Here is a 23,562-nt window from a genome sequence, read left to right as displayed (position 1 = left end):
ATGCGCAGTGTTGCGCGATGCCTATCGAGAAAGCCTCAGCGCCGCCTCGCGGATGCGCTCGTCGGTGGCGGTGAGCGAGAAGCGCACGTGGTCGGCGAAGAACTCGCCGTAGAACTCCCCGGGGCCGGCAAGGATGCCGAGGCCCGCGAGCCGGTCGATGCTCTGCCAGGCATCCACGCCCTCGCTCGCCCAGAGATAGAGGCCCGCCTCACTGTGGTCGATCGTGAAGCCGCACCGCTCGAGCGCGGGCTTGAGCACCTCGCGCCGCGCGCGGTAGCGCTCCTTCTGCGCGGCGACGTGCGCGTCGTCGCCCAGTGCCACCACCATCGCGGCCTGCAGCGGAGCGGGCAGCATGAGGCCCGCATGCTTGCGGCGCGTGAGCAGCTCGTCGATCACCGCGGCATCGCCCGCGACGAACGCGGCCCGGTAGCCCGCGAGGTTCGACTGCTTCGACAGCGAGTAGACCGACAGCACGCCCGCGAGGTCGCCGCCGGTGACCCGCGGGTCGAGGATGCTGGGCACCGGCTCGTCGGCCCAGCGCCCCTCCCAGCCGAGCTCGGCGTAGCACTCGTCGTTGACGACGAGCGCGCCGAGCTCGCGGCCGCGGGCGACGGCGGCGTGCAGGAAGTCGGTGTCGAGCACGCGCCCGTCGGGGTTGCCCGGCGAGTTCAGCCAGACGAGCTTCGTGCCCTCTGGCCATTCGGCGGGGTCGTCCGACGCGACGGCCGTCGCGTCCGCGATCGCGGCGCCGACCGCGTAGGTCGGGTAGGCCGCGCGCGGGTGCACGACGATGTCGCCGGGGCGGATGCCGGCGAGCAGCGGCAGCAGCGCGACGAGCTCCTTCGAGCCAATCGACGGCAGCACGTTGGCGGGCTGGAGGCCGGGAACGCCACGGCGGCGGGCGTACCAGGCGGCGATCGCCTCGCGCAGCGCCGGGGTGCCGGCCGTCGTTGGGTATGCGTGGGCGTCGGTCGCCTCGGCGAGCGCGGTGCGGATCAGCTCTGGCGTCGGGTCGACGGGCGAGCCGACCGACAGGTCGACGATGCCCTGGGGGTGCTGCCGCGCACGCTCGGCGTACGGGGCCATCCGGTCCCAGGGGTAGTCGGGAAGCTCGGTGATCGCCACGGCAGCGCGCTCAGCGGCTCTGGGGCGGCAGCGCGGCGATGAGCGGGTGGTCCTTCGCGATCACGCCGACCTTGGCGGCGCCGCCCGGTGAGCCGATCTCGTCGAAGAACTCGACGTTGGCCTTGTAGTAGTCGGCCCACTCGCCGGGCAGGTCGTCTTCGTAGTAGATCGCCTCGACGGGGCAGACCGGCTCGCACGCACCGCAGTCGACGCACTCGTCGGGGTGGATGTACAGCGATCGCTCGCCCTCGTAGATGCAGTCGACCGGGCACTCGTCGACGCAGGCACGGTCCTTGACGTCGACGCACGGAAGGGCGATCACGTAGGTCATGAGACCAGTTTATGGAGTCGGCGGCGCCGCGAATTCCGCACCGGGGTCGCGCGGCTCGCGCGGCGGCAGCTGCGGCCAGGCGAGCACTCCGACGGCGATGAGCGCGGGCACCCAGTCCCAGACCCGCCCCAGGGTGTCCTGCACGATGACCACCGAGCCGCCGGGGCCCTGGAACGAGAACACGAAGATGGGCACGAGCAGGCCGAGCGTGCCGCAGACCGTCACGAGCCGGCTGCCTGAGTACAGGCGCACCCCGACGAGGAAGCACGCGGCGCCGAGCACCGAGACGACGATGCCCCACGGCAGGTCGACGGCCCCGATGCCGAGCACGCCGCGGTGGTTGAAGGTGCCGACGACGCCGAGGATCAGCCCGACGACGAAGGCGAGAAGCGACGCACCGAGGCGATTCTGCATGTGCCCATGCTACGGATGCCCCGCACCGCAGGACCCCGCCCAGAGATTTGCCACCGCTTCCAAGCGCACCTTAGGCTGACCTTCGTAAGGTAAGCCTTACTCGGCGGCTGCTCGGCCGCTCTCCCCACCCGTCGAAGCGAAAGCGCCCTGTGCTCCCCACTCTTGTCATCGGCCTGCGCGAAGGCCTCGAGGCCGCACTGATCGTCGGGATCATCGCGGCCTTCCTGCGCAAGAACGGCAAGAGCCTGACCCCGATGTGGATCGGCGTGGCCGTCGCGGTGGCCCTCAGCATCGCCGTCGGCGTCGTGCTGCGCGTCATCGAGCGTGCACTCCCCCAGGCCGCGCAGGAGGGCATGGAGTCGGTCATCGGCGCCGTCGCCGTCGTGTTCGTCACCGGGATGATCGTGTGGATGAACACCCACTCGCGCGGGCTGAAGCGCGAGCTCGAGGCCGAGGCGAGCGAGGCGATCAACGACGGCCACGCCTACGCGCTGGCCGGAATGGCCTTCCTCGCGGTTCTCAAAGAGGGCTTCGAGACGAGCGTGTTCCTGCTCGCCACATTCAGCGCCTCGACCAGCATGACCCTGGCCGCCACGGGCGCGGTGATCGGCGTCCTCGCCGCCGTGCTGATCGGCATCGGCATCTACGCGGGCAGCGTCAAGCTCAACCTCTCCACGTTCTTCCGCTGGACGGGCGGGTTCCTCATCCTGGTCGCGGCCGGCCTCGTGCTCACCGCGCTGCGCACCGCCCACGAGGCCGGCTGGCTCAACGCCGGGCAGCAGGCCGTGCTGAACCTCAGCGCCGTCGTGCGGCCGGGCACGGTGCAGTCCTCGCTGCTGACCGGCGTGCTCGGCATCCCGGCCGACCCGCGCCTCATCGAGGTCATCGGCTGGCTCGCCTACCTCGTTCCGGTCGCCCTCTTCGTGTACTGGCCGCGCGCACGCCGCGCCCAGGGCATGCAGATCGCGCGGGTGCAGTTCGGCATCGCGGGCGCGCTCGCGGTCGTCGCGCTCGGTCTGGTCGCATTCTTCCCGCGCGTCGGCACGCCCTCGCTTCCGGCGGCGCACATCTCGTCCACGGCGGGCGTCGCTGGCTCCGGCACCGCCCAGCTGACGCGCGACGCCCTCTACGTGACCCTCGACGGGCACAGCACACGCGTCGCCCTCGACCCCGCGAAGGCATCCGCCACCGAGTTGAACGGCATCCCCGCGCAGCGCTGGAAGCTGCCCGCGCAGCACGGCGACACCGCGGCGCCCACGACGCTGACCCTCACACAGCTCGTCGAGCTGAACGGCGGGCGCCTTCCCGTCGGCGTGAACCCGCAGACGAACCCGGGCCCCTTCGACGCGCGCTGGGCCGCGGGCGGCTCGCTCGAGGTGTGGTCGGCGCACGGTGTGCTGCTCGACGCCGCGCAGACCGCGCGCACCGTGCTCACCCTCTCCGGCGGCGGCCTGACCGGCCCGCGCTCGATCAGTGTCGAGGCCCCGCAGTACGCCGCGGCGAGCTGGTCGCTCACCTCGGCCTCCGCTCAGAAGGCGGCCGACGCCGTCACCGCCGCCGACGCCGCACACGCCGAGCGCACGCTCTGGGCCGTGCAGCTCCCCGTCGCCTTAGGGCTCGCCGCCCTCGTGACCGCCGCCTTCGGGCTGCGCTCGCGCCGCCGCGCCCTCACCAGCCAGAAAAACCCTGTCGGCCCCACCGCGTCGCCTGCGATCCCGGCGACGCCCCAGAGGAGCAATAGCTATGCAGCTCAGTAGTTCCCCCCGCCGCCTGATCGCGGCGGCCGGCCTCGTCGCCGCCACCGCACTCGCCCTGACCGCCTGCGCGAGCGGCGGCTCGGGCGACGACTCCGGCGCGGCGCAGAAGCCCGCGGCATCCGTCGCCCCGGTGAAGAGCGGCGCGAGCCAGGTCAAGATCACCCTCACCGGCGGCAGCGGCGACAGCTGCGACGTCGACCACACGAGCGCCAAGGCGGGCCCCGTCACCTTCACCATCGCCAACACCAGCTCGACGGCCATCACCGAGGTCGAGCTGCTGCAGGGCCAGCGCATCGTCGGCGAGAAGGAGAACCTCGCCCCCGGCCTCGAGCCGGTGAAGCTCACGCTCACGCTCGGCGGCGGCAGCTACACCGTGTACTGCCCGGGCGCCGACACCGAGCAGCAGAAGTTCACGGTCACCGGCAAGGCGGCCGCCCAGCCCACCGGCAGCGTGCAGACCGTGCTCGCCGACGGCACCGAGGGCTACGGAAAGTACGTCGCCGGCGTGCTCGCCGACATGGTGACCGCTGTCGGCACGCTGAACTCCGCCGTGCAGGCGGGCGACGTGGCCGAGGCGAAGAAGGACTACGCGCTCGCGCGGCCCTTCTACGAGAAGGTCGAGTCCGACGTCGACGGATTCCTGCTGCCCGGCGCCGACGCGACGAGCAACAAGGGCAACCTCGACTATCTCATCGACATGCGCGCGAGCAACCTCGACCCGGCCGTCGGCTGGTCCGGCTTCCACGCGGTCGAGCGCGACCTGTGGCAGAACGGCGCCATCACCGCCCAGACGAAGAAGTACGCGAGCGACCTCGACGCCAACGTCAGGACGCTCGCCAAGCTCGCTTCGGGTCTGAGCTACAAGCCCGAAGATCTCGCGAACGGCGCCGCCGGCCTGCTCGAAGAGGTCCAGACGAACAAGATCTCCGGTGAAGAGGAGTCCTACAGCCACATCGACCTCGTCGACTTCGCCGCGAACGTCGAGGGCGCCGAGCAGGCGTTCGCCTACCTCGAGCCCGGCATGAAGCAGATCGACCCCGACCTGACCAAGACGGTGCAGACCCAGTTCGCGAACGTCACCTCGATGCTCGACGCCTACCGCGACCCGAGCGTGCCCGGCGGCTACAAGGACTACACGCCGCAGCTGAAGCAGACGGATGCCTCGAAGCTGAGCCACGCCATCCAGGCGCTTCAGGAGCCGCTGTCGAAGATCGCCGAGAAGGTGGCGACCGCCGCTTGAGCGATCCGGACACGTCCCCCGACGACCAGGGCGTCTCACGCCGCGGCCTGCTGTTCGGTAGCGCCGCGGCCGCGGGCGGCCTGGTCGTCGGCGCCGCAGGCGGCTACGCCGCGGGCCGCCTCGCGCATGCGGATGCCGCGGCAGCGGACAGCGACGGCGAGGTCGTCGACCTCTCGGTCGAGCACGCCTTCTACGGCGACGCCGAGCAGTCGGGCATCCGCACGGCGCCCCAGCGCTATTGCGTCTACATGACCTTCGACGTGTCGTCGACGCTCGCGAGCGACCTGCAGGTGCTGCTCGCCCGTTGGTCGGGCGCCATCGCCCAGCTCATGAAGGGCCGTACGATCGGGCAGGTCGAGCCGAACCGCGTCGACGGCATCGGCGTCGACACCGGCGAGGCCCTCGACCTGGCTCCCGCCGGGCTCACGGTCACGGTCGGGCTCGGGCCGCGCATCTTCACCGACGAGTTCGGACTCGCCGCGAAGAAGCCGGCACTCATGCGCGAGCTCAAGGCGCTGCCGTCCGATGCGATGAAGGCCGAGCTCTCGGGCGGCGACCTGTCGCTGCAGGCCTGCGCCGACGACCCGCAGGTGGCCTATCACGCGATCCGCGACCTCGCCCGCATGGCGAAGGGCACCGCGGCGACGCGCTGGACGGTGATGGGCTTCGGCCGCGCCTCCGCCGGCAAGGGCCAGGCCACGCCCCGCAACCTGATGGGCTACAAGGACGGCACGCGGAATCTGAAGGAGGAGCCCGACTTCGAGAAGTTCGTCTGGGTGAAGGACTCGGGGCCCGCGTGGACGCAGGGCGGCACCTACCAGGTGGTGCGCAAGATCCAGATGAACATCGAGAACTGGGATGCCGACCGCGTCAGCGACCAGAACACGGTGTTCGGGCGCGACAAGCGCGAGGGCGCTCCCCTGTCGGGCGGGCACGAGTTCACGACGCCGGACTTCCACGCGAAGGGCGCCGACGGCACCGAGAAGATCTCGCCCACCTCGCACATCGCGCTGGCGGCCCACGAGAACAACGGCGGCCTCAAGATTCTGCGCCGCAGCTACAACTACACCGACGGACTGAACCAGTACGGGCTCTTGGACGCCGGCCTGCTGTTCATCTCGTACCAGAACGACCCCGCGTCGTTCGAGACGCTGCAGGCCAAGCTCGGCTCCTCCGACCGCCTCAACGAGTACATCTCGCACATCGGATCCGGCATCTTCTTCGTCCCCCCGGCCGCCAAGCAGGGCCACTACCTCGCCGAGGGCCTGTTCGCCTAGCTGTGGAGGACGCCCCCGCCCGTTCGATGAGAACGGCAGAGTGGGCGGATGCCTGCCCTGCCGCCGCTCCCGCCGCTCTGCTCCTTCGGCCACATCGCGAGCTACCCCGAGCTGATTGAGATCTGGGGTCACCGGTCTGCGGTGACGCCGTTCGGCACGGACTACGGCCTTAGCCGCCGCCTGCGCCCGAACGTCTACGTCTGCGCGCACCTCAGCGACGACGAGCTCCTCGCCGCGCGCTGCGGCGGCCGCCTCGACTGCGTGAGCGCGCTCGCGGCACTCGGCGTGCTCGTCGCTGCCACGGCTGACGACGGCGCGCTGCACCTCAGGCTTGCCCCGAACGACGGCCGTTCGTCCGCGCGTCGCTTCGGGGCGGCGCGGCTCATCCGCGCGCACTGGAGTGTCCCCCGCTTTCCCCTGCCGACCATCGACGAGACCCGACGAGCAGCACACGCGGGTGCACCGATCTCACGCGTGACCATGCCCGCGAGTGATGCGCTCCGACAGGCGCTGCGCACCTGCCTCGCGCCCGCGGAGGGCGCCGCCGTGATCGCGGATCTGCTGGACAAGGGGCTTCTCAGCGCCGACCAGCTCGCCCGCGTCATCGCATCGACGTCGCACCCCGTGCGCTCACGCACACGCGAGGCGGGATTGCCCGTCGAGGTGGACGACGCCCTCGCGCGACGCGCCTGAGCTCGCGCGGCTTGCCTGACACGAACACGAGCAGACGCCGCCCCATGCCTTCCCCTCGCGCGACTTGCATGAGGGAACAGTTTCGCGAGCGAGCTCAGGGCGCGCCTAGAACTGTTCCCTCATGCAAGTGCGAACAAGGGATGGGGCCGGTGCCCGAGCGGAGCGCGGCTGGGCAGGCGGGCGCAGTCAGCTACGCGTCCTGCGCTCTGCCGAGCACGCACGCGGCGCAGTCAGCTACGCGTCCTGCGCTCTGCCGAGCACGCACGCGGCGCGGTCCGCTACGCGTCCTGCGCTCTGCCGAGCACGCACGCGGCGCAGTCAGCTACGCGTCCTGCGCTCTGCCCATCGGACGCAGTCCGCTACGCGTCCTGCTTCTTGAGCCGGGCGGCGGCGCGGCCGCGCGCCGTGGCGTCGAGCTCGACCTTGCGGATGCGGACCTTCTCTGGCGTGACCTCGACGCACTCGTCCTCGCGGGCGAACTCGAGGCATTCCTCGAGCGTCAGCTGACGCGACGGCGTCATCGCCTCGAAGTTGTCGGCCGTCGACGTGCGCATGTTGGTGAGCTTCTTCTCACGCGTGATGTTCACGTCCATGTCGTCGGAACGCGAGTTCTCGCCGACGACCATGCCCTCGTAGACCTCGTCGCCGGGGTTCACGAAGAAGCTCATGCGCTCCTGCAGGCCGATGATCGCGTACGCGGTCACCACGCCCTGCCGGTCCGCGACGATCGAGCCGTTGTTGCGGGTCACGATCGGGCCGGCCCACTCGTCGTAGCCGTGCGAGATGGCGTTCGAGATGCCCGTGCCGCGAGTGGTGGTGAGGAACTCGGTCCGGAATCCGATCAGGCCGCGTGACGGCACGACGAACTCCATGCGCACCCAGCCCGTGCCGTGGTTCGACATGCCCTCCATGCGCCCCTTGCGGGCGGCGAGCAGCTGGGTGATCGCGCCGAGGTACTCCTCGGGGATGTCGATCGTGACGTGCTCGTAGGGCTCGTGCACCTTGCCGTCGACCTTCTTCGTGACGACCTGGGGCTTGCCGACCGTGAGCTCGAAGCCCTCGCGACGCATCTGCTCGACGAGGATCGCGAGCGCGAGCTCGCCGCGGCCCTGCACCTCCCAGGCATCCGGCTTGCCGATGTCGAGAACGCGCAGCGAGACGTTGCCGACCAGCTCGCGGTCGAGGCGGTCCTTCACCATGCGCGCGGTGAGCTTGTGGCCCTTCACCTTCCCCATGAGCGGCGAGGTGTTGATACCGATCGTCATCGAGATGGCGGGCTCGTCGACGTGGATCGCGGGCAGCGGGCGAACGTCGTCGGGGTCGGCGAGGGTCTCGCCGATCATGATGTCCTCGATGCCGGCGACGGCGACGATGTCGCCTGCGGACGCGGACTCGGCCGGGAAGCGCTCGAGCGCCTTCGTCAGAAGAAGCTCGGTGATGCGGGCGTTCGACGTGGTGCCGTCGTGGTGCACGCGAGTGACCGTCTGGCCCTTCTTGATCGTGCCCGAGAAGACGCGGAGCAGCGCGAGGCGGCCGAGGAACGGCGACGCGTCGAGGTTGGTGACCCAGGCCTGCAGCGGCGCCTCGTCGTCGTACGACGGGGCCGGGATGTGCTCGAGGATCGCGCCGAACAGCGGCTCGAGGTTCTCACTGTCGGGCAGTGCGCCGTCTGCGGGCTGGTTGCGCGAGGCGCGGCCCGCCTTGCCGCTGGCGTAGACGACCGGCACGTCGAGCAGCGCGTCGACATCGAGGTCGGGCACGTCGTCGGACAGGTCGGATGCCAGGCCGAGCAGCAGGTCCTGCGCCTCGGCGACGACCTCGTCGATGCGGGCGTCGGGGCGGTCGGTCTTGTTCACCGCGAGGATGACGGGCAGCTTCGCCTCGAGCGCTTTGCGCAGCACGAAGCGCGTCTGGGGCAGCGGCCCCTCTGAGGCATCCACCAGCAGCACGACGCCGTCGACCATCGACAGGCCGCGCTCGACCTCGCCGCCGAAGTCGGCGTGACCGGGGGTGTCGATGACGTTGATCGTGATGGGGCCGCCCGGGTTGTGCGTGGCGGCGTGCTCGCCGTTGTACGAGATCGCCGTGTTCTTGGCGAGGATCGTGATGCCCTTCTCGCGCTCGAGCTCGTTCGAGTCCATGGCGCGCTCTTCGACGTGCGCGTGCTCGCCGAAGGAGTTCGTCTGCTTGAGCATCGCGTCGACGAGGGTGGTCTTGCCGTGGTCGACGTGGGCGACGATCGCGACGTTGCGCAGGTCGGTGCGGAGGGCGATAGCCATAAGGCATCCGTTTCGTGAGTGAAGAAAGAGGGGCGGCGCTGAGGCGCGCACAGAAAGGGCGCCCGGCGCCCACCCGACCATTCTAGTCGGGGGACGCCGAGCGCCCGTTCAGCTTGCTCGTGAGAGCGAGGTGACTACTTCTTGAAGCCGACCGTGGTCCAGTCGGCGGCGCCCATCGCGAGGCCACCCGCCTGGAACTCGGTCGCGCCGAAGTTGACCAGGCCCTTGGTGACCGCCACCACGTTGGGCAGCGGCGCGAGCGGGATGATCGGGACGGTCTTGAAGAGCGACTCGTCGATCTTCTTCGCCGCGGCGTAGCGGGTGTCCTCGTCGAGCGAGTTCGCCTGCTTGTAGAGCTCGTCGAGGCCCGGAGCCGGGACCTTGCCGAAGTTCTGCTCGCCCTTCGTCACGTAGATCGACTGACCCGACGAGATCGGGAACGGCGTGCCGACCCACGAGAAGCCGGTCATCTCGAAGTTGCCGCCGAGCACATAGTCGTCGCTGAAGAACTTGTCGGTGGGAACCTCATTGAACTCGACCGGGATGCCGATCGCCTTGAGGTCGGACTGCACCTGCAGCGCGCGCTGCTTGTTGGTGGCCGAGCCCTGCGGGATGACCATGGTGAGCTTCAGCTGCTCGCCGTCCTTGCTCCACGAGCCGTTCGACTCGGTGTAGCCGGCCTCCTTGAGGAGCGACTTCGCCTTCTTGGGGTTGTAGGCGATGTACTTGTCGGCGTAGTCCTCGTAGCCCTTCTGGCCGGGCATGAAGATGAAGCTGCCCTGCGTCTCGGCCGGGGCGCCCACGGGGGCGTTCGCCGACTGAGCGATGAGCTTGCGGTTGATCGCGTGCGCGATGGCCTGGCGGACCTTGACGTCCTTGGTCGGGCCCTGCGTGCCCGAGAGGGTCACGTGGGTCCAGGTGAGGCCGCCCGAGATCTGCAGCTCGGCGTCGCTGCGGCTCTTGGCCGTCTTGTAGGAGTCGGCCGCGCTCGCGATGTCGAGGGCGTCGAGCTCCTTGTTGGCGAACGCGGTGGCGGTGGCGGAGGTGTCGTCGATCACCTTGAAGATGATCTTGTCGAGCTTGGGCTTGTCACCCCACCACTTCGGGTTCGGCACCTCTTCGTAGACGCCGCCCGTGTTGTCGACCTTCGAGTACATGAACGGGCCGTCAGAGGGCAGCGGCTTGGTGGCATACGCGTCGTTGAACTGCTTCGGGTCGCTCGCGATCGAGGCCGGCAGCGGGGCACCGAACAGGCTCTGCCAGTCGGCGAAGTCCGTGCCGAAGGTGACCGTGAACTCGGTGTCGCTCTTGATGTCGAACGAGGACACCTGGCTGTAGCCGTTCGAGCTCGCGATGCTGAACTTGGTGTCCTTGCCGCTCATGGCGGCGAAGGTCGCCTGGTAGTCCTTCGAGGTGATCGGCGTGCCGTCCTGCCAGACCGCCTTCGGGTTCAGCTTGACGGTGACGACCTCGGGGCTCTTGCTGGTGAGCTCGACCGACTCGGCGTAGTCCTTGTCGACGGTGGGCGTGCCGTCTTCCTTGAAGACGATCGGGCCGCCGCTGGTCGGCGAGTTCTGCAGCGTGGTGTCGGCCTCGTTGCCGTCGACGGTGAGCCCGTTGAAGTTCACGGGGACACTGGCGACGGGCAGGGTGATGGTGCCGCCCTGCTTGACGTCGGAGGCGGGGGCCGATGTCCAGCCCGTGGCGGGCAGCTCGGACGACGACTTGGCCGCGGACGGGTTCGACGTGGGCTTGTTGCCCTGGGCGCAGCCGGTCAGCAGCAGCGCTGTCGCGCCCAGCGCTGCCGTGGCAGCGAGGACACTCTTTCTGCGATTCATGGTGCGATTCCTCTTCCTCTTGGGGATGTTCCTCTTGGGGATGGCCCGCGTTGCAGTCGCGGGGGTCTAGGCGGCGAGCGTGTTCCGCTCGACGTGGTGGCAGGCGACCTCGACACGCGCCGGGGCGCCGTCGTGCCTCGCGAGCTCGGGGTCCTCGCTCTGGCAGAGCGCCTGGGCGTCCGGGGGCAGCAGCCGGTACAGCGGGCAACGGCTGCGGAACCGGCACCCGGCGAACTCGCTCGTCGGGCTGGGCAGGTCGCCCTGCAGCAGCACGCGCTCGCGCGCACGCTCGATCGCCGGGTCCGGAATCGGCGCGGCCGAGATCAGGGCCTGGGTGTACGGATGCCGGGGCTCCCGGAACACGTCGGAGATCGGCCCCTGCTCGACGATGCGGCCGAGGTACATCACGGCGACCTCGTCGGCGATCTGCCGCACCACGGCCAGGTCGTGCGCGACGAAGAGCAGCGACAGCCCGAGCCGGACCTTGAGGTCCTCGAGCAGGTTGATGACGCCCGCCTGGATCGACACGTCGAGCGCCGAGACCGGCTCGTCGAGCACGAGGATGCGTGGGTCGGTGGCGAGCGCGCGGGCGATGCCGATGCGCTGCCGCTGGCCGCCCGAGAACTCGTGCGGGAACCGGTCGGCCATGGACGGGTCGAGTCCGACGAGCTCGAGCAGCTCGGCCACCTTCGCGTCGCGCTCGGCCTTCGGGACCTTGTGCACCAGCAGCGGCTCGGCGATCACCTCGCTGACCGGCAGGCGCGGGTCGACCGCGGCCATCGGGTCCTGGAAGACGATCTGGATGTCCTTCCGGAGCGCGAGGCGCTCGGCGCGCGACAGCTTGGAGACGTCGCGGCCGTCGACCGTGATCGACCCCTCCTGCGGGGCGACGAGCTCCATGATCTCGAGGATCGTCGTCGACTTTCCGCAGCCGGACTCCCCCACCAGCGCCAGCGTGCTGCCCGGGCGCAGGTCGAAGCTGATGCCGTCGACGGCGCGCACCGTGCCGACGCGGCGGCGGAACACTGCGCCGCGCATCAGCGGGAAGTGGCGCTTGAGCTCCTTCACCTCGAGCACCTTCTCGGTGCTCTCGGCGATCTCGTCGTCGACGAGTGCCTCGGGGCGCGGGAAGATCTCGGAGCGCACGAGCTCGCCGTTCGTGATCTCGGCACCCCGGTGGCAGGCGGCGGTGTGCGTGGCATCCGCCGGGTCGTACGAGATCAAGGCGGGCTCGATCTCGCGGCATTCGTCGATCGCGATGGGGCAGCGCGCCGCGAACGGGCAGCCGGCGGGCAGCGCCGCGAGCGACGGCGGGCGGCCTTCGAGCGGCACCAGCCGCTCGGTGCCCGCGGTCAGGATGTTCGGCACACTGCGCAGCAGGCCGATCGTGTAGGGCATGGTCGGCTCGGTGAACACCTGCTCGGTCGAGCCGAGCTCGACCAGCTTGCCTGCGTACATCACGGCGACGCGGTCGGCGTGGCCGGCGACGACGCCGAGGTCGTGCGTGATGAGCGAAACCGCAGCCCCCGTGATCCGCTTGGCCTCTTCGAGCACCTCGAGGATCTGCGCCTGGATCGTCACGTCGAGAGCCGTCGTGGGCTCGTCGGCGATGATCAGGCGCGGGTTGTTCGCGATCGCCATCGCGATCATGGCGCGCTGGCGCATGCCGCCCGAGAACTCGTGCGGGAACGCCTTGACGCGCCGCTTCGGGTCGGGAATGCCGACGATGCCGAGCAGCTCGACCGCGCGCGCCTCGGCGGCCTGCTTGGTCAGGGCCCTGTCGTGCAGACGCAGCGCCTCGGCGATCTGATCGCCCACGGTGTACACCGGGGTGAGCGCCGACAGGGGGTCTTGGAAGATGATCGAGATCTCCTTGCCGCGCACGCGGGAGAGCTCGCGGTCGTTGAGCTGCAGCAGCGGGCGGCCGTCGAACCAGATCTCGCCGGTGACCTGGGCGGTCGTGGGCAGCAGACCCATCACCGCGAGCGACGAGACGGACTTGCCGCTGCCGGATTCGCCGACGATGCCGAGGAACTCGCCCTCGTTGATCTGGTAGCTGATGCCACGCACGGCACGCACGTCGCCCGAGCCCTGCGGGAAGGTGACGGAGAGGTCCTTGACCTCGAGAAGGGGACGGGTCGGCTCAGCCACGGTTAGCTCCGCTCGTGGGGTCGACGGCGTCGCGGAACGCGTCGCCGATGAGGCTGATCGCGAACAGCAGGACGATCAGGACGGCGGCCGGGAACACGAACAGCCAGGGTCGGGTCAGCGCAGCGCCTGTCCCGTCGGAAAGAAGGGTGCCGAGCGACACGGCGGGCGGCTTCACGCCGAAGCCGAAGAAGCTCAGGCTCGTCTCGGAGAGGATCATCGCGGCGACGCCCAGGGTGGCGTCGATGATCAGCAGCGAGGCGATGTTGGGGATGATGTGCTTCGCGATGATCTGCGGCGTCGACATCCCCATGAAGCGCGCGGCCTTCACGAACTCGCGGTTCTTCAGCGAGCGGGTCTGACTGCGCACGACCTGGGCCATGATCATCCAGCTGAAGATCGACAGGAACAGCGTGAGGAACACCCACGACAGCTGCGTGAAGATCGGGCTGAGCAGCACGAGCAGGAAGAAGCTCGGCAGCACCAGCAGCAGGTCGATGACCCAGGCGATCGACTTGTCGACGATGCCGCCGAGGTAGCCGGCCACCGACCCGACGATCGCGGCGATGAGCGTCGACAGCGGGCCGGCGACGAGGCCGATGACGAGAGACTTCTGCAGACCCGAGATCGTCTGGGCGTAGATGTCCATGCCGATCGAGTCGGTGCCGAACCAGTGCATCATCGTCGGGCCCATGCCCATGTTGTAGATGTCGCGGTCGTCGGGGCCGTAGGGGTAGACCAGCGGGCCCAGATAGGCCCACGCCACCAGGAAGGCGAACAGGCCGACTCCCACCCAGAAGCGGGGCGTCGAGCGCAGTCGGCGCCAGATCAGGCCGCCGCGCGAGAGCGGCTTGCGCCGCCCCTGCTCGGCGGGCGTGAGCTCGGGCTCGAGAGCCGCATCGGGCTCTTCGGCGAGAAGGGTTTCGGAAAGCGACATCGCTCAGCTCCTCACCCTCGGGTCGAGTGCGGCATACAGCACCTCGGAAAGCGTCGACGAGCACAGGATCAGCACCGCGGTGAACAGGGTCGACCCCGCCACGGCGTTGATGTCGCTCGTATTGATGGATGTCAGCAGCAGCTCGCCCATGCCGTGCCACGAGAACACGATCTCGAGCATCGACGCGCCGGCCACGAGGGTGCCGAAGCTGTACGCGAAGAACGTCGACATGGGGATGAGCGCGACGCGCACGCCGTGGCGGATCAGGGCGGCGCCGCGCGTGCGGCCCTTCGCCCGAGCCGTACGGATGTAGTCCGCGCCGAGAACGTCGAGCATGACGTTGCGCTGGTAGCGGGAGTAGGAGGCCGCACTCGTGAGCACCAGCACGATCGTCGGAAGCAGCAGGTGCGCCGCCCGATCACCGAACTGGGTGAAGAACCCGCCGGAGATGCCCGCCGAGTACTGCCCGGTGAAGGTGATCAGCTGGTGGCCGATCGCACGGTTCAGCGCGGTCGCGGCGATCATCAGGAAGATCGCGATGACGAACGTCGGGGTCGAGAAGACGATGTACGACAGGTAGGTCACGATCGAGTCGGACGCCTTGTATTGCCGCACGGCGCCCCAGACGCCGAGCACGACGCCGAGCACGGCGCCGATGATCGAGCCGATGAGCAGCAGCTGAAGGCTGATGCCGGCGCGCTCCCAGATCACCCTGCTGATCGGCTCGCTGTTGATGGCGAGGCCGAAGTCGCCGTGCAGGACACCGGAGAACCAGTGCCAGAGGCGCTCGATGAGCGGCACGTCCGGGTTCACCCCGAACTTGTTCAGGATGTTCTGCAGCGAGTGCGGGTCGACCGGTGGGTTGCGACCGAGGTACTTCGCGGTCGGGTTCAGCGAGAGGCTCGCGAGGACATAGGCGAGGCAGCTGGCGATGACCGTCAGGATGATGTAGTTGACGATCCGCCGAACGAGATAGACGAACACCGGACGTTACCGCGCCCCGTGGCCCGCCTTCCCTGAGGTGACCCGACACCACTCCGCGCGGTCGGAAGCGGCCTGCGCAAGAAGTGAAAATGCCATGTGAGTGTTCCTTGATGTGTTGCGGGGAGGAACTCTGGTGTGTGCGAATCCAGGAGTTGCTTCACACTACACACGGCTGACAGGCGGTCAACAACTTATCCGCCGCATCGTTTCACGATGTTTACACGGGTAGCGGGGCGTTAACAATCGCGCGGATGCCTCGCCACGACGGATTCCGTTGCGGGTGCCGTCCGCTCCGCTCAGAAGGCGAGGGCCTCGATCACCACGGCGACGACGAGAACGGCCCCGATCACAAGCGGAATCGTGTCCCAGCGGCGGCTCACCGGCGCGTTCAGCACCGCGGCCCGCACGGGGTCGGCCGCGGCGGCCAGCGCCTCGTCGTGCACCGCCTGCACCGCTCGCAGGGCGGCTTCACCCGCGTCGAGCGACGGGGTGTCGGGCTCCCCGCCGCGGCGGGCCAGCACGGAGCGCCGCGCGACCCCCGGGCGCGCCGCGAACGGCCCGCCCCAGCAGTTCACATGGCCGCCGCCGACGAGGTCGACGACGAGTCCGAAGCGCAGCCTGGCATCCTCGACCTGCCCCCATGGCATCTCGACGACGCGGCCGATATTGCGGGCCGTGATGGAATCGGGCGTCAGCACGACGCAGGGGCGCAGGAACAGCACCCAGGCGCCCCAGACCGCCAGCAGGCACGGGGCGACGGAGATGCCGAACACGGCCCCGTCGCGCCGCAGCGCGGCATCCCCCAGCAGGAACACCACGCACACGACGACGAGCCAGAACGTGACGAGGGGCGAACCCGCGCGGATGACGCGCCGATTCGCCCCCTTGTCGTCTCGGATCACCGGCGCTCAGGCCCCGAACTCGAAGCCGGCGCCGGGAATCGCGTCGAGCAGGCGACGCGTGTAGTCCTCGCGCGGCGCGTCGAAGATCTCGTCGGTCGTTCCGGTCTCGACGAGCCGCCCCTTCTCCATGACGCACACGTTGTCGGCGACGAGGCGCACGACGGCGAGGTCATGGGTGACGAAGAGGTAGGTCAGCCCGAGCTCGGCCTGCAGATCGGTGAGCAGGTTCAGGATCTGGCCCTGCACCAGCACGTCGAGGGCCGAGACGGCCTCGTCGAGCACGATGATGTCGGGCTTGAGCGCGAGCGCCCGGGCGACGGCGATGCGCTGGCGCTGACCGCCCGAGAGCTCGTTCGGGTAGCGGCCTGCCGTCGACTGCGGCAGAGCGACCTGCTCGAGCAGCTCGCGCACCGCGCGGGCGCGCTCACGGCTGTTACCGATGCCGTGGGTGAGCAGCGGCTCGGCGATGATGCTCTCGATGTTGTGCATCGGGTTCAGCGAGCCGTACGGGTCCTGGAAGACCGGCTGCACGCGGCGGCGGAAGCGCAACAGCTCCTTGCCGCGCAGTTTCGAGACATCCTGCCCGTCGACCGTGATCGTGCCGCTCGTGACGGGCTCGAGGTTCAGCAGCAGCTTCGACGCCGTCGACTTGCCCGAGCCGGACTCGCCCACGAGCGCCGTGGTGGTGCCCTTCGGAATGCTGAACGAGATGTCGTCGACCGCCTTGAGGTCGATGCTCGTGAAGCCGCCCTGGCGGATCTTGTAGACCTTCGTCACGTTCTCGAACGTGATCAGCGGCTTCGCATCGGCTGCCTGCGCCTCGCGGCGCTCGGCGGCGAGCTCGATCTGGTCGATGGCGGCGGTCTGCGCGCCCTCTGCCACGCGCACGCTCGTGTCGACGTGCGACGGCGACTTCTGCGACTGGATGCGGCGGGAGGCGAGGCTCGGCGCCGCGGCGACCAGGCGCTGCGTGTACGGGTGGCGCGGGTCGGCCAGGATCTCCTTCGACGGGCCCGCCTCGACGACCTGGCCGCGGTACATCACGACGAGCTTCTCGGCGCGCTCTGCGGCGAGGCCGAGATCGTGCGTGATGAGCAGCACCGACGTGCCGTAGTCGCGGGTGAGCGTCTGCAGGTGGTCGAGGATGACCCGCTGCACCGTCACGTCGAGGGCCGACGTCGGCTCGTCGGCGACCAGCAGGCGCGGGCGCGACGAGAGGCCGATGCCGATCAGCACGCGCTGGCGCATGCCGCCCGAGAACTGGTGCGGGTACTGCTTCATGCGCTTGTCGGCGTCGCCGAGGCCGGCCTCCTTCAGCACCTCGATCGCGCGCTTCTTGACGTCGCCGCGCGAGAGCTTCGGGTTGTTCGCCTTGATGGCCTCTTCGACCTGGAATCCCACGCTCCACACGGGGTTCAGGTTCGACATCGGGTCCTGCGGGACATAGCCGATGACGCGCCCGCGCACGGACTGCATCTGCTTGTCGCTGAGCTTGGTCAGGTCGACGCCGAGCATCTTGGCCGAGCCGCCGGTGACCTTGCCGTTGCCGGCGAGCAGGTCGATGACGGCGGTCGCCGTGGTCGACTTGCCCGAGCCCGACTCGCCGACGATCGCGACGGTCTCACCCTGGTTCACGGTGAAGCTGACGCCGCGCACGGCCTCGAAGTCACCGCCGCTCTGGGTGCGGAACGAGACCCGCAGGTCGTCGATCTCGAGCAGCGGCTCACCCGGGGCGAGCGCGGCGCCCTCGAAGAGCAGGCCGTCTTGCGTGGGGGCGGTGGTGGTGCTCATCGGTTGGCCCTCGCCTTCGGGTCGAGCGCGTCGCGGACCACGTCGCCCAGCATGAGGAATGCGAGGACGGTGATCGACAGGGCGACGGCCGGGTAGAACAGGGACATCGGCGCCGTGCGGATCGACGCCTGCGCCTGGCTGATGTCGTTACCCCACGACATCACGCTCGGCGGCAGGCCGATGCCGAGGAAGGACAGCGTCGCCTCGGCCACGATGAACGAGCCGAGCGACACGGTCGCCAGCACGATCAGCGGGGCGATCGAGTTCGGCACGACGTGCCGCAGCAGGATCTTGAAGCGCGAGACGCCGAGCGCCTTCGCGCTGAGCACGTAGTCGGAGTTCTTCGCGAGCACGACGGCGCCGCGCACGATTCGGGCGGCCTGCGGCCACGTGAACACGGCGAGCACCAGCGCCACCGTCGTCGCGTTGCGGAACGGCAGCACCGACATGAGCACGATCGCGCCGAGCACCGAGGGAACGGAGAAGAAGATGTCGCCGAGGCGCGAGACCACGGCGTCGAGCCAGCCGCCGTAGTAGCCGGCGACCGCGCCGATGATCAGGCCCACCAGGGCGAAGATCACGGTCGCGAGGATGCCGACGGTGAGCGACGCGCGGGTTCCGTAGATGACGCGCGCGTACACGTCGCAGCCCTGGCGGGTGAAGCCGAGCGGATGCCCGGCCCGCGGCGACGCGTTGCTGAAGTCGAGGTCGCAGCCGAGCGTCGGCGAGGTGTGCGTGAACAGCTGCGGCACGATCGCCACGAGCAGGATCAGCACGATCAGCACTGCGGAGATCCAGAACATCGGGCTCGTGCGCAGGGAATCCCATGCATCGGTCCAGGCACTGCGGGTCTTGGCGCTCTCGTCGACCCGGTCGACCGCGACGAGCGGCGTCTCATCGAGCGGGGCGACGTAGTGGGTCGCCGTCATGTCGTTACTTGGCATAGCGGATCCTCGGATCGAGCACGGCGTACAGGAGGTCGACGAGCAGGTTCGCGGCCATGAAGATCAGGACCATCACCGCGACGAACGACACGACGGTCGGCCCCTCGCCTCGCGTGACGGCCTGATAGACGGTGCCGCCGACGCCGTGGATGTTGAAGATTCCCTCTGTCACGATCGCGCCGACCATGAGGTTTCCGATGTCGACACCGAGGTAGGTGATCACCGGGATGAGGGAGTTGCGCAGGATGTGCACGGTGACGACACGGGTGCGGGTGAGCCCCTTCGCCGTGGCCGTGCGCACGAAGTCGGCGCTCATGTTCTCGGAGACGCTGGCGCGGGTCAGTCGCACGATGTAGGCGAACGAGACCGTCGCAAGCACGATCGCGGGCAGGATGAGCTGCTGCGTCGGCGCCCCGGGGCTCACCGACGGGTTGATGACGTGCCACTTCACACCGAGCAGGAACTGCAGCACGAAGCCCGTGACCAGCACCGGCACCGAGATCAGGATCAGGCTCACGACGAGCGCGACGCCGTCGAAGATCTTGCCCTTGCGCAGCCCGGAGATCAGGCCGACGACGATGCCGGCGACGGCCTCGAAGAGGAGCGCGAGGACCGCGAGGCGGGCCGTGATCGGGAAGGCCTGCTTCATCACGTCGATGACGCGCTGGCCGGAGTAGGTGGTGCCGAAGTCCCCGCGCAGCAGGCCGGTGATGTAGTACCAGTACTGCACGATGAACGGCTGGTCGAGGTGGTACCGGTGCCGCAGCGTATCGATGACGGACTGGGCCGGCGGGTGGTCTCCGAAGAGAGCACGGATCGGGTCACCGGGCAGCGCGAACACCATGAAGTAGATCAGAAGGGTCGCCCCGAAGAACACGGGGATCATCTGCAGGACCCGTCGAAGGAAATACCACCACATCAGGCGAGCACCGGCTTTCGTGAAGCGGGCTTCGAAGTCATGAGTCTCATCGTTCGTCAAGGATGTGGCGCCCGAGGGATTCCCCCGAGCGCCACATCGTTTACGGATTTACCTGTCTACAGGCTAGCCGCTGTTTTCATTTGAAGGGCCTGAGTGCCCTGGTTCAGCTGGTCAGCTGGTCTTCTTGATGGCGTAGTAGAGCGGCACCGAGTCCCAGCCGAACTGCACGTCGGAGACGTTGCTCGACCAGACGCCGACCTCGTTGGAGTACCACAGCGGGATCGCGGGGAGGTCCTTGAACAGGATCTCCTGCGCCTGCTGGTAGAGCTTGTTCGCGTCCGCCTCGCTCGAGGCCTGAGCGGCCTGCTTGAACAGGTCGTCGACCTGCTTGCTGGAGTAGCGGCCGTAGTTCGAGCCGGCACCGGTCTGGTACAGCGGGGTCAGGAAGTCGTCGAGACCCGGGTAGTCCGCCTGCCAGCCGGAGCGGAAGGCACCGGTCATCTTGTTGGCGTCCTCGTCCTTCAGCAGCGAGGCGAAGTCGGGGTACGACTTGCCCTCTGCGTCGATGCCGAGGGTGTTCTTGAGGCTGTTCGCGACCGCGTCGACCCAGGCCTGGTGGCCGCCGTCGGCGTTGTACGAGATGGTGAAGGTGCCGGTGAACTTGGAGATCGCGTCGGCCTCCTTCCACAGCTTCTTGGCGTCGTCAGCGTTGTACTTCAGAACGTCGGAGCCCTCGATGCTCTTCGACCAGCCGTCGATGACGGGGCTGGTGAAGTCGGAGGCCGGGGTGCGCGTGCCGTTGAAGATGACCTTCGTGATCTGCGGGCGGTTGATCGCCTCGGAGATCGCGGCGCGGCGCAGCTGGCCTTCCTTGTCCTCACCGAAGTGCTTCAGGTAGCCCGGGATGGTGATCGACTGGAAGATCGCAGCCGGCTGGTTCACCTCGCGGCCCTTGAAGTCGGACTCGAAGGTCTGGAACGCGCTGTCCGGAACGGCGTCGAGCACGTCGAGGTCGTTGGACTGGGCGTCGGCGTAGGCCGTGTCCTGCGAGGTGTAGAACTTGATCGTCAGACCGCCGTTCACCGGCTTGCGGTGACCCTTGTAGTCCTTGTTGGTGACGAGCTCGATCTGCTGGTTGTGGGTCCAGCTCTTCACCTTGTACGGGCCGTCGCCGATCGGGTTCTCACCGTAGGCCTTGAGGTCCGAGAAGGCGGCCTTCGGCATCGGGTAGAACGCCGAGTAGCCGAGACGCAGCGGCCACGCGGCCAGCGGCGAGCTCAGGGTGACGGTGAACTCGGTGTCGGAGACCTTCTTCAGGCCCGGCAGAGCGGTGACGGGCTTGTCGTACGAGAAGCCCTCGATGTTGTCGAGGAAGTAGCTGCCGCCGTAGGCGTTGGCCGAGTTGGCGGTCAGGTTCCACGCGTCGATGAACGAGTCCGAGGTGACTGGCTCGCCGTTGGTGAACTTCCACCCGTCGTTGAGCTTGATGTCCCAGACCTTGTTGTCGCTCGACGTGATCGACTTCGCGACCTCGTTCTGGGTGCTGCCGTCGGCCTTGTAGCTCACGAGACCCTCGAAGATCGAGGTGACGATCTTGCCGCCGCCGACCTCGGTGGTGTTGCCGGGGATCAGCGGGTTCTGCGGCTCATTGCCGTTGGTGGTGATGATTGCCGACGGGTCGGCCTTCGCACTGCTGCTGTTGTCGCTTCCGCCGGAACCCGAGCCGGAGCAACCGGTCAGCGTCAGAGCGGTCGCTGCGGCAACGGCGGCGAGCCCCACTCCGATTCGCTTGATCTTCAATTTTCCTCCTGTAGGAATGGTGCAGGCGCGTGCAAGGGCGTTTGTGGACCCCGGCAGCACTCTTAACAGAAAGCAAGATATGCATCCTTTGCGCCTGCGGCCAAACCAGGGCAAGAACCGTTACACGCGCGTAACGCCCACCACGAAAGCGCGAGCAGCGTGAGCATCTCTCGGTCAAAACAGCGGCTCGGGTTCGAGTTGGCCATTGTCCTCGGGCTGTCGCTCGGGGCATCCGCTGTGTATTCGATTGTCGCCCTGCCAGCTGACCTTTCGTCGGGAAAGCCCCTCGCCGAGCAGTCGACGGCGCTCAACGCGGCGCAATCCTCGGTGCCGTGGCTCGACCTCACGTACCAACTTCTGGGGGTCTTCTTCGACCTCTTCCCCGTTGCGCTCGCCCTGTATCTGCTGTGGGAGCCCGGGCGCAGTGCTTTCGAGCGCATCGGTCTCACCCGGCAGCAGCCAGGGCGCGATCTCGGCGGCGGGCTGCTGCTCGCCGCCTGCATCGGGCTGCCCGGGCTCGGCTTCTACGCACTCGGCCGGCTGGCCGGCATCACGGTCGAGGTGCAGGCGTCGCCGCTCGACACGCACTGGTGGACGATCCCCGTTTTGGTGCTGTCCGCCGTGCGCGCCGCATTGCAGGAGGAGGTGATCGTGGTGGGCTACCTCTTCACTCGGCTGCGCGAGCTCGAGTGGGGGGCGTGGCCGACGATCATCGCCTCGGCGGTGCTGCGCGGCTCGTACCACCTCTACCAGGGCATCGGGCCGTTCTTCGGCAACGCGGTCATGGGCGTCGTCTTCGGCTGGGCGTACTCGCGCTGGGGGCGCACGGCGCCGCTGGTGGTGGCCCACGCGATCCTCGACATCGTGTCTTTCGTGGGCTACCCCCTGGCCGTCGCGTGGTGGCCCGGCGTCTTCAGCTGACCCGCCCGGGCGCCACGCTGCCCCCGCGCCCCGGCGCCGCGCCGCCCCGCAACTCGTTCCCGTTCCGGACGGTTGCGCCCGCGGCCGCGGCAACCCGTGTCCGGAATGGGAACGAGTTCAGAACCCGGCCGTTTTCCACAGCAGGCGGCGAGCGCGCAGTTGTCCACGATTACGAGGGGATGCCCCCACGGGCGCGCCCCGCGGGGCGCTAGGAAGTCTCGCGTGAACAGCTCACAGCAGTCCCGTCTCCTCCTCACGTCGCGCGCGACCTGGGCCGACGCAGAAGCCCGCGCCCTGCGGCGCAAGGTCGAAACCGGCGAGGTCTCCCGGCTCCGCCGAGGCGTCATGCAGCCGAAGGTCGAGCCGCTGGGCTCGCTCCCGTGGGATCAGCGACCGCACGAGGCTCGACAGCGCTACCTCGACCGTGCGGTGGCCGTGGGCGAGACGCGTCGGCGGGACGTGGTGTTCTCGCATGTCACGGCTCTGGCGATCCTCGGGCTTCCCATCCTCGACCTGTGGCCCAGTGCGATCGACATCCTCGAGCCGGTAACGAGCGCGCGACGCAGCAAGCGCGGCGTCGTCGTTCACCGCTCGGAATTCGACGCAGACGACCTCCTCGAGTGGGAGGGGTTCTACGTCACGAATGTGGCGCGGACGATTGCCGATCTCGCGCGCGACGGGGACGCGATGTCGACGGTCGTCGCGCTCGACCACGCGCTCGGGCCGCGGGCCGTTCCGGCCCAGGCTGTGACGAAAGACGAGGTGCGAGCACTGGTCGACGCGCAGGGCCGGTGGGGTCGGGCGCGGGCGTTCGAACTGATCGACTTCGCCGATGCGCGGTCGGGCTCCCCCGGTGAGTCCGGCAGCAGAGTCCTGTTCAGCGAGCTCGGGTTCGAGGTGCCCGAGCTCCAGGTCCGCCATCACCTGCCTGACGGCCGCTTCTACGACAGCGACTTCAAATGGAAGCGCAGCCGCAGTGGCAGACCGCTCATCGGCGAGTTCGACGGCCTCGGGAAATACCTCAAAGAGGAGTACCTGAGTGGGATGAGTTCGGGGCAGGCCGTCGTCAAAGAGAAGCGACGGGAGGATGCGCTCCGGGCCCTCGACGGCTCCGACTTCATGCGCTGGGGTATGCCCGAGCTGCGCCGGCCCGTGCTGCTGCGCGCTCTGGCGAACCAGCACGGGGTGCCGCGGGCACCGCGACGCCCCAAGTAGTTCCCGTTCCGGACGTGCGCGCCCGCGGCAGCGGGCGCAGCCGTCCG

General features: G+C 68.8%; 19 protein-coding genes. 6 read left to right on the top strand and 13 right to left on the bottom strand.

The window, feature by feature from the left end; genetic code table 11:
- Positions 1 to 21: 21 nt before the first annotated feature.
- The 3 genes from dapC to ABD716_RS03930 are packed head-to-tail and all read right to left on the bottom strand — an operon-like array spanning position 22 to position 1,870.
- A complete protein-coding gene (dapC, locus tag ABD716_RS03940; RefSeq protein ID WP_344774019.1) occupies positions 22 to 1,125 on the bottom strand; it encodes a succinyldiaminopimelate transaminase in 1,104 nt (367 codons plus the stop codon).
- Between the two features lie 10 nt (positions 1,126 to 1,135).
- Entirely contained in the window at positions 1,136 to 1,456 is a 321-nt protein-coding gene (gene fdxA / locus ABD716_RS03935) for a ferredoxin (RefSeq protein ID WP_344774016.1), read from the bottom strand.
- A 9-nt stretch (positions 1,457 to 1,465) separates the two neighbouring features.
- Positions 1,466 to 1,870 (bottom strand): hypothetical protein, encoded by a 405-nt coding sequence (locus ABD716_RS03930; RefSeq protein WP_344774014.1) that lies wholly within the window; start codon positions 1,868 to 1,870, stop codon positions 1,466 to 1,468.
- Between the two features lie 149 nt (positions 1,871 to 2,019).
- On the opposite strand from ABD716_RS03930, the gene efeU reads away from it, so the two are divergent.
- From efeU to ABD716_RS03910, 4 genes are read left to right on the top strand one after another with little or no spacing between them, the layout of a single operon-like run.
- Positions 2,020 to 3,627, top strand: a complete 1,608-nt coding sequence (gene efeU, locus ABD716_RS03925) for an iron uptake transporter permease EfeU (protein WP_344774012.1) — start codon at positions 2,020 to 2,022, stop codon at positions 3,625 to 3,627.
- A complete protein-coding gene (gene efeO, locus ABD716_RS03920; RefSeq protein ID WP_344774009.1) occupies positions 3,614 to 4,867 on the top strand; it encodes an iron uptake system protein EfeO in 1,254 nt (417 codons plus the stop codon). Before efeU ends, efeO begins: the two co-directional genes overlap by 14 nt.
- Positions 4,864 to 6,144 carry an iron uptake transporter deferrochelatase/peroxidase subunit gene (gene efeB, locus ABD716_RS03915; protein WP_344774006.1) on the top strand — a complete coding sequence of 427 codons (1,281 nt, stop codon included), beginning with the start codon at positions 4,864 to 4,866 and terminating at the stop codon, positions 6,142 to 6,144. The genes efeO and efeB overlap by 4 nt, the downstream gene beginning before the upstream one ends.
- A gap of 48 nt (positions 6,145 to 6,192) precedes the next feature.
- Positions 6,193 to 6,837, top strand: coding sequence for a hypothetical protein (locus ABD716_RS03910; RefSeq protein WP_344774004.1), 645 nt, complete (start codon positions 6,193 to 6,195; stop codon positions 6,835 to 6,837).
- Positions 6,838 to 7,196: 359 nt separating this feature from the next.
- On the opposite strand, the gene typA is transcribed toward ABD716_RS03910, so the two are convergent.
- From typA to ABD716_RS03860, 10 genes are all read right to left on the bottom strand, one after another.
- The gene (gene typA, locus ABD716_RS03905) at positions 7,197 to 9,116 is read right to left on the bottom strand and encodes a translational GTPase TypA (RefSeq protein ID WP_344774002.1); all 1,920 of its coding nucleotides are present in this window, start codon (positions 9,114 to 9,116) and stop codon (positions 7,197 to 7,199) included.
- A gap of 134 nt (positions 9,117 to 9,250) precedes the next feature.
- Positions 9,251 to 10,954 carry an ABC transporter family substrate-binding protein gene (locus ABD716_RS03900; RefSeq protein ID WP_344774000.1) on the bottom strand — a complete coding sequence of 568 codons (1,704 nt, stop codon included), beginning with the start codon at positions 10,952 to 10,954 and terminating at the stop codon, positions 9,251 to 9,253.
- A 66-nt stretch (positions 10,955 to 11,020) separates the two neighbouring features.
- Positions 11,021 to 13,105, bottom strand: coding sequence for an ABC transporter ATP-binding protein (locus ABD716_RS03895; RefSeq protein WP_344773998.1), 2,085 nt, complete (start codon positions 13,103 to 13,105; stop codon positions 11,021 to 11,023).
- The gene (locus ABD716_RS03890; protein ID WP_344773996.1) at positions 13,098 to 14,039 is read right to left on the bottom strand and encodes an ABC transporter permease; all 942 of its coding nucleotides are present in this window, start codon (positions 14,037 to 14,039) and stop codon (positions 13,098 to 13,100) included. The genes ABD716_RS03895 and ABD716_RS03890 overlap by 8 nt, the downstream gene beginning before the upstream one ends.
- Before the next feature lie 3 nt (positions 14,040 to 14,042).
- Positions 14,043 to 15,023: an ABC transporter permease gene (locus tag ABD716_RS03885; protein WP_344773994.1), complete on the bottom strand. Its 981-nt coding sequence runs from the start codon at positions 15,021 to 15,023 to the stop codon at positions 14,043 to 14,045.
- 296 nt (positions 15,024 to 15,319) lie between these two features.
- A complete protein-coding gene (locus tag ABD716_RS03880; RefSeq protein ID WP_344773992.1) occupies positions 15,320 to 15,925 on the bottom strand; it encodes a PH domain-containing protein in 606 nt (201 codons plus the stop codon).
- Between the two features lie 6 nt (positions 15,926 to 15,931).
- On the bottom strand, positions 15,932 to 17,716 hold the full coding sequence (locus tag ABD716_RS03875) for a dipeptide ABC transporter ATP-binding protein (RefSeq protein ID WP_344773990.1): 1,785 nt from the start codon (positions 17,714 to 17,716) through the stop codon (positions 15,932 to 15,934).
- Entirely contained in the window at positions 17,713 to 18,660 is a 948-nt protein-coding gene (locus tag ABD716_RS03870; RefSeq protein WP_344773988.1) for an ABC transporter permease, read from the bottom strand. Before ABD716_RS03870 ends, ABD716_RS03875 begins: the two co-directional genes overlap by 4 nt.
- Positions 18,650 to 19,579: an ABC transporter permease gene (locus tag ABD716_RS03865; RefSeq protein ID WP_344773986.1), complete on the bottom strand. Its 930-nt coding sequence runs from the start codon at positions 19,577 to 19,579 to the stop codon at positions 18,650 to 18,652. The genes ABD716_RS03870 and ABD716_RS03865 overlap by 11 nt, the downstream gene beginning before the upstream one ends.
- A gap of 171 nt (positions 19,580 to 19,750) precedes the next feature.
- Positions 19,751 to 21,379 (bottom strand): peptide ABC transporter substrate-binding protein, encoded by a 1,629-nt coding sequence (locus ABD716_RS03860; RefSeq protein WP_344773984.1) that lies wholly within the window; start codon positions 21,377 to 21,379, stop codon positions 19,751 to 19,753.
- A gap of 198 nt (positions 21,380 to 21,577) precedes the next feature.
- Here ABD716_RS03860 and ABD716_RS03855 point away from each other — a divergent pair, with 198 nt between their 5' ends.
- Both ABD716_RS03855 and ABD716_RS03850 read left to right on the top strand, forming a co-directional pair.
- Positions 21,578 to 22,300, top strand: a complete 723-nt coding sequence (locus tag ABD716_RS03855) for a CPBP family intramembrane glutamic endopeptidase (RefSeq protein ID WP_425553376.1) — start codon at positions 21,578 to 21,580, stop codon at positions 22,298 to 22,300.
- A gap of 222 nt (positions 22,301 to 22,522) precedes the next feature.
- Positions 22,523 to 23,515 (top strand): hypothetical protein, encoded by a 993-nt coding sequence (locus ABD716_RS03850; protein ID WP_344773980.1) that lies wholly within the window; start codon positions 22,523 to 22,525, stop codon positions 23,513 to 23,515.
- Positions 23,516 to 23,562: the final 47 nt, after the last annotated feature.

Origin of the sequence: Gryllotalpicola kribbensis, assembly GCF_039538245.1 — a bacterium.
Classification (GTDB): domain Bacteria; phylum Actinomycetota; class Actinomycetes; order Actinomycetales; family Microbacteriaceae; genus Gryllotalpicola; species Gryllotalpicola kribbensis.
The sequence above is the reverse complement of the archived record's forward strand: the minus strand, read 5'-3'. Positions and strand labels throughout refer to the sequence as shown.

What these genes read in the sequence shown, in the direction of transcription:
- fdxA (WP_344774016.1), bottom strand. Translation starts at nt 1,456, where the DNA reads ATGACCTACGTGATCGCCCTTCCGTGCGTCGACGTCAAGGACCGTGCC.
- ABD716_RS03930 (WP_344774014.1), bottom strand. Translation starts at nt 1,870, where the DNA reads ATGCAGAATCGCCTCGGTGCGTCGCTTCTCGCCTTCGTCGTCGGGCTG.
- efeO (WP_344774009.1), top strand. Translation starts at nt 3,614, where the DNA reads ATGCAGCTCAGTAGTTCCCCCCGCCGCCTGATCGCGGCGGCCGGCCTC.
- ABD716_RS03910 (WP_344774004.1), top strand. Translation starts at nt 6,193, where the DNA reads ATGCCTGCCCTGCCGCCGCTCCCGCCGCTCTGCTCCTTCGGCCACATC.
- typA (WP_344774002.1), bottom strand. Translation starts at nt 9,116, where the DNA reads ATGGCTATCGCCCTCCGCACCGACCTGCGCAACGTCGCGATCGTCGCC.
- ABD716_RS03900 (WP_344774000.1), bottom strand. Translation starts at nt 10,954, where the DNA reads ATGAATCGCAGAAAGAGTGTCCTCGCTGCCACGGCAGCGCTGGGCGCG.
- ABD716_RS03890 (WP_344773996.1), bottom strand. Translation starts at nt 14,039, where the DNA reads ATGTCGCTTTCCGAAACCCTTCTCGCCGAAGAGCCCGATGCGGCTCTC.
- ABD716_RS03875 (WP_344773990.1), bottom strand. Translation starts at nt 17,716, where the DNA reads ATGAGCACCACCACCGCCCCCACGCAAGACGGCCTGCTCTTCGAGGGC.
- ABD716_RS03870 (WP_344773988.1), bottom strand. Translation starts at nt 18,660, where the DNA reads ATGCCAAGTAACGACATGACGGCGACCCACTACGTCGCCCCGCTCGAT.
- ABD716_RS03865 (WP_344773986.1), bottom strand. Translation starts at nt 19,579, where the DNA reads ATGTGGTGGTATTTCCTTCGACGGGTCCTGCAGATGATCCCCGTGTTC.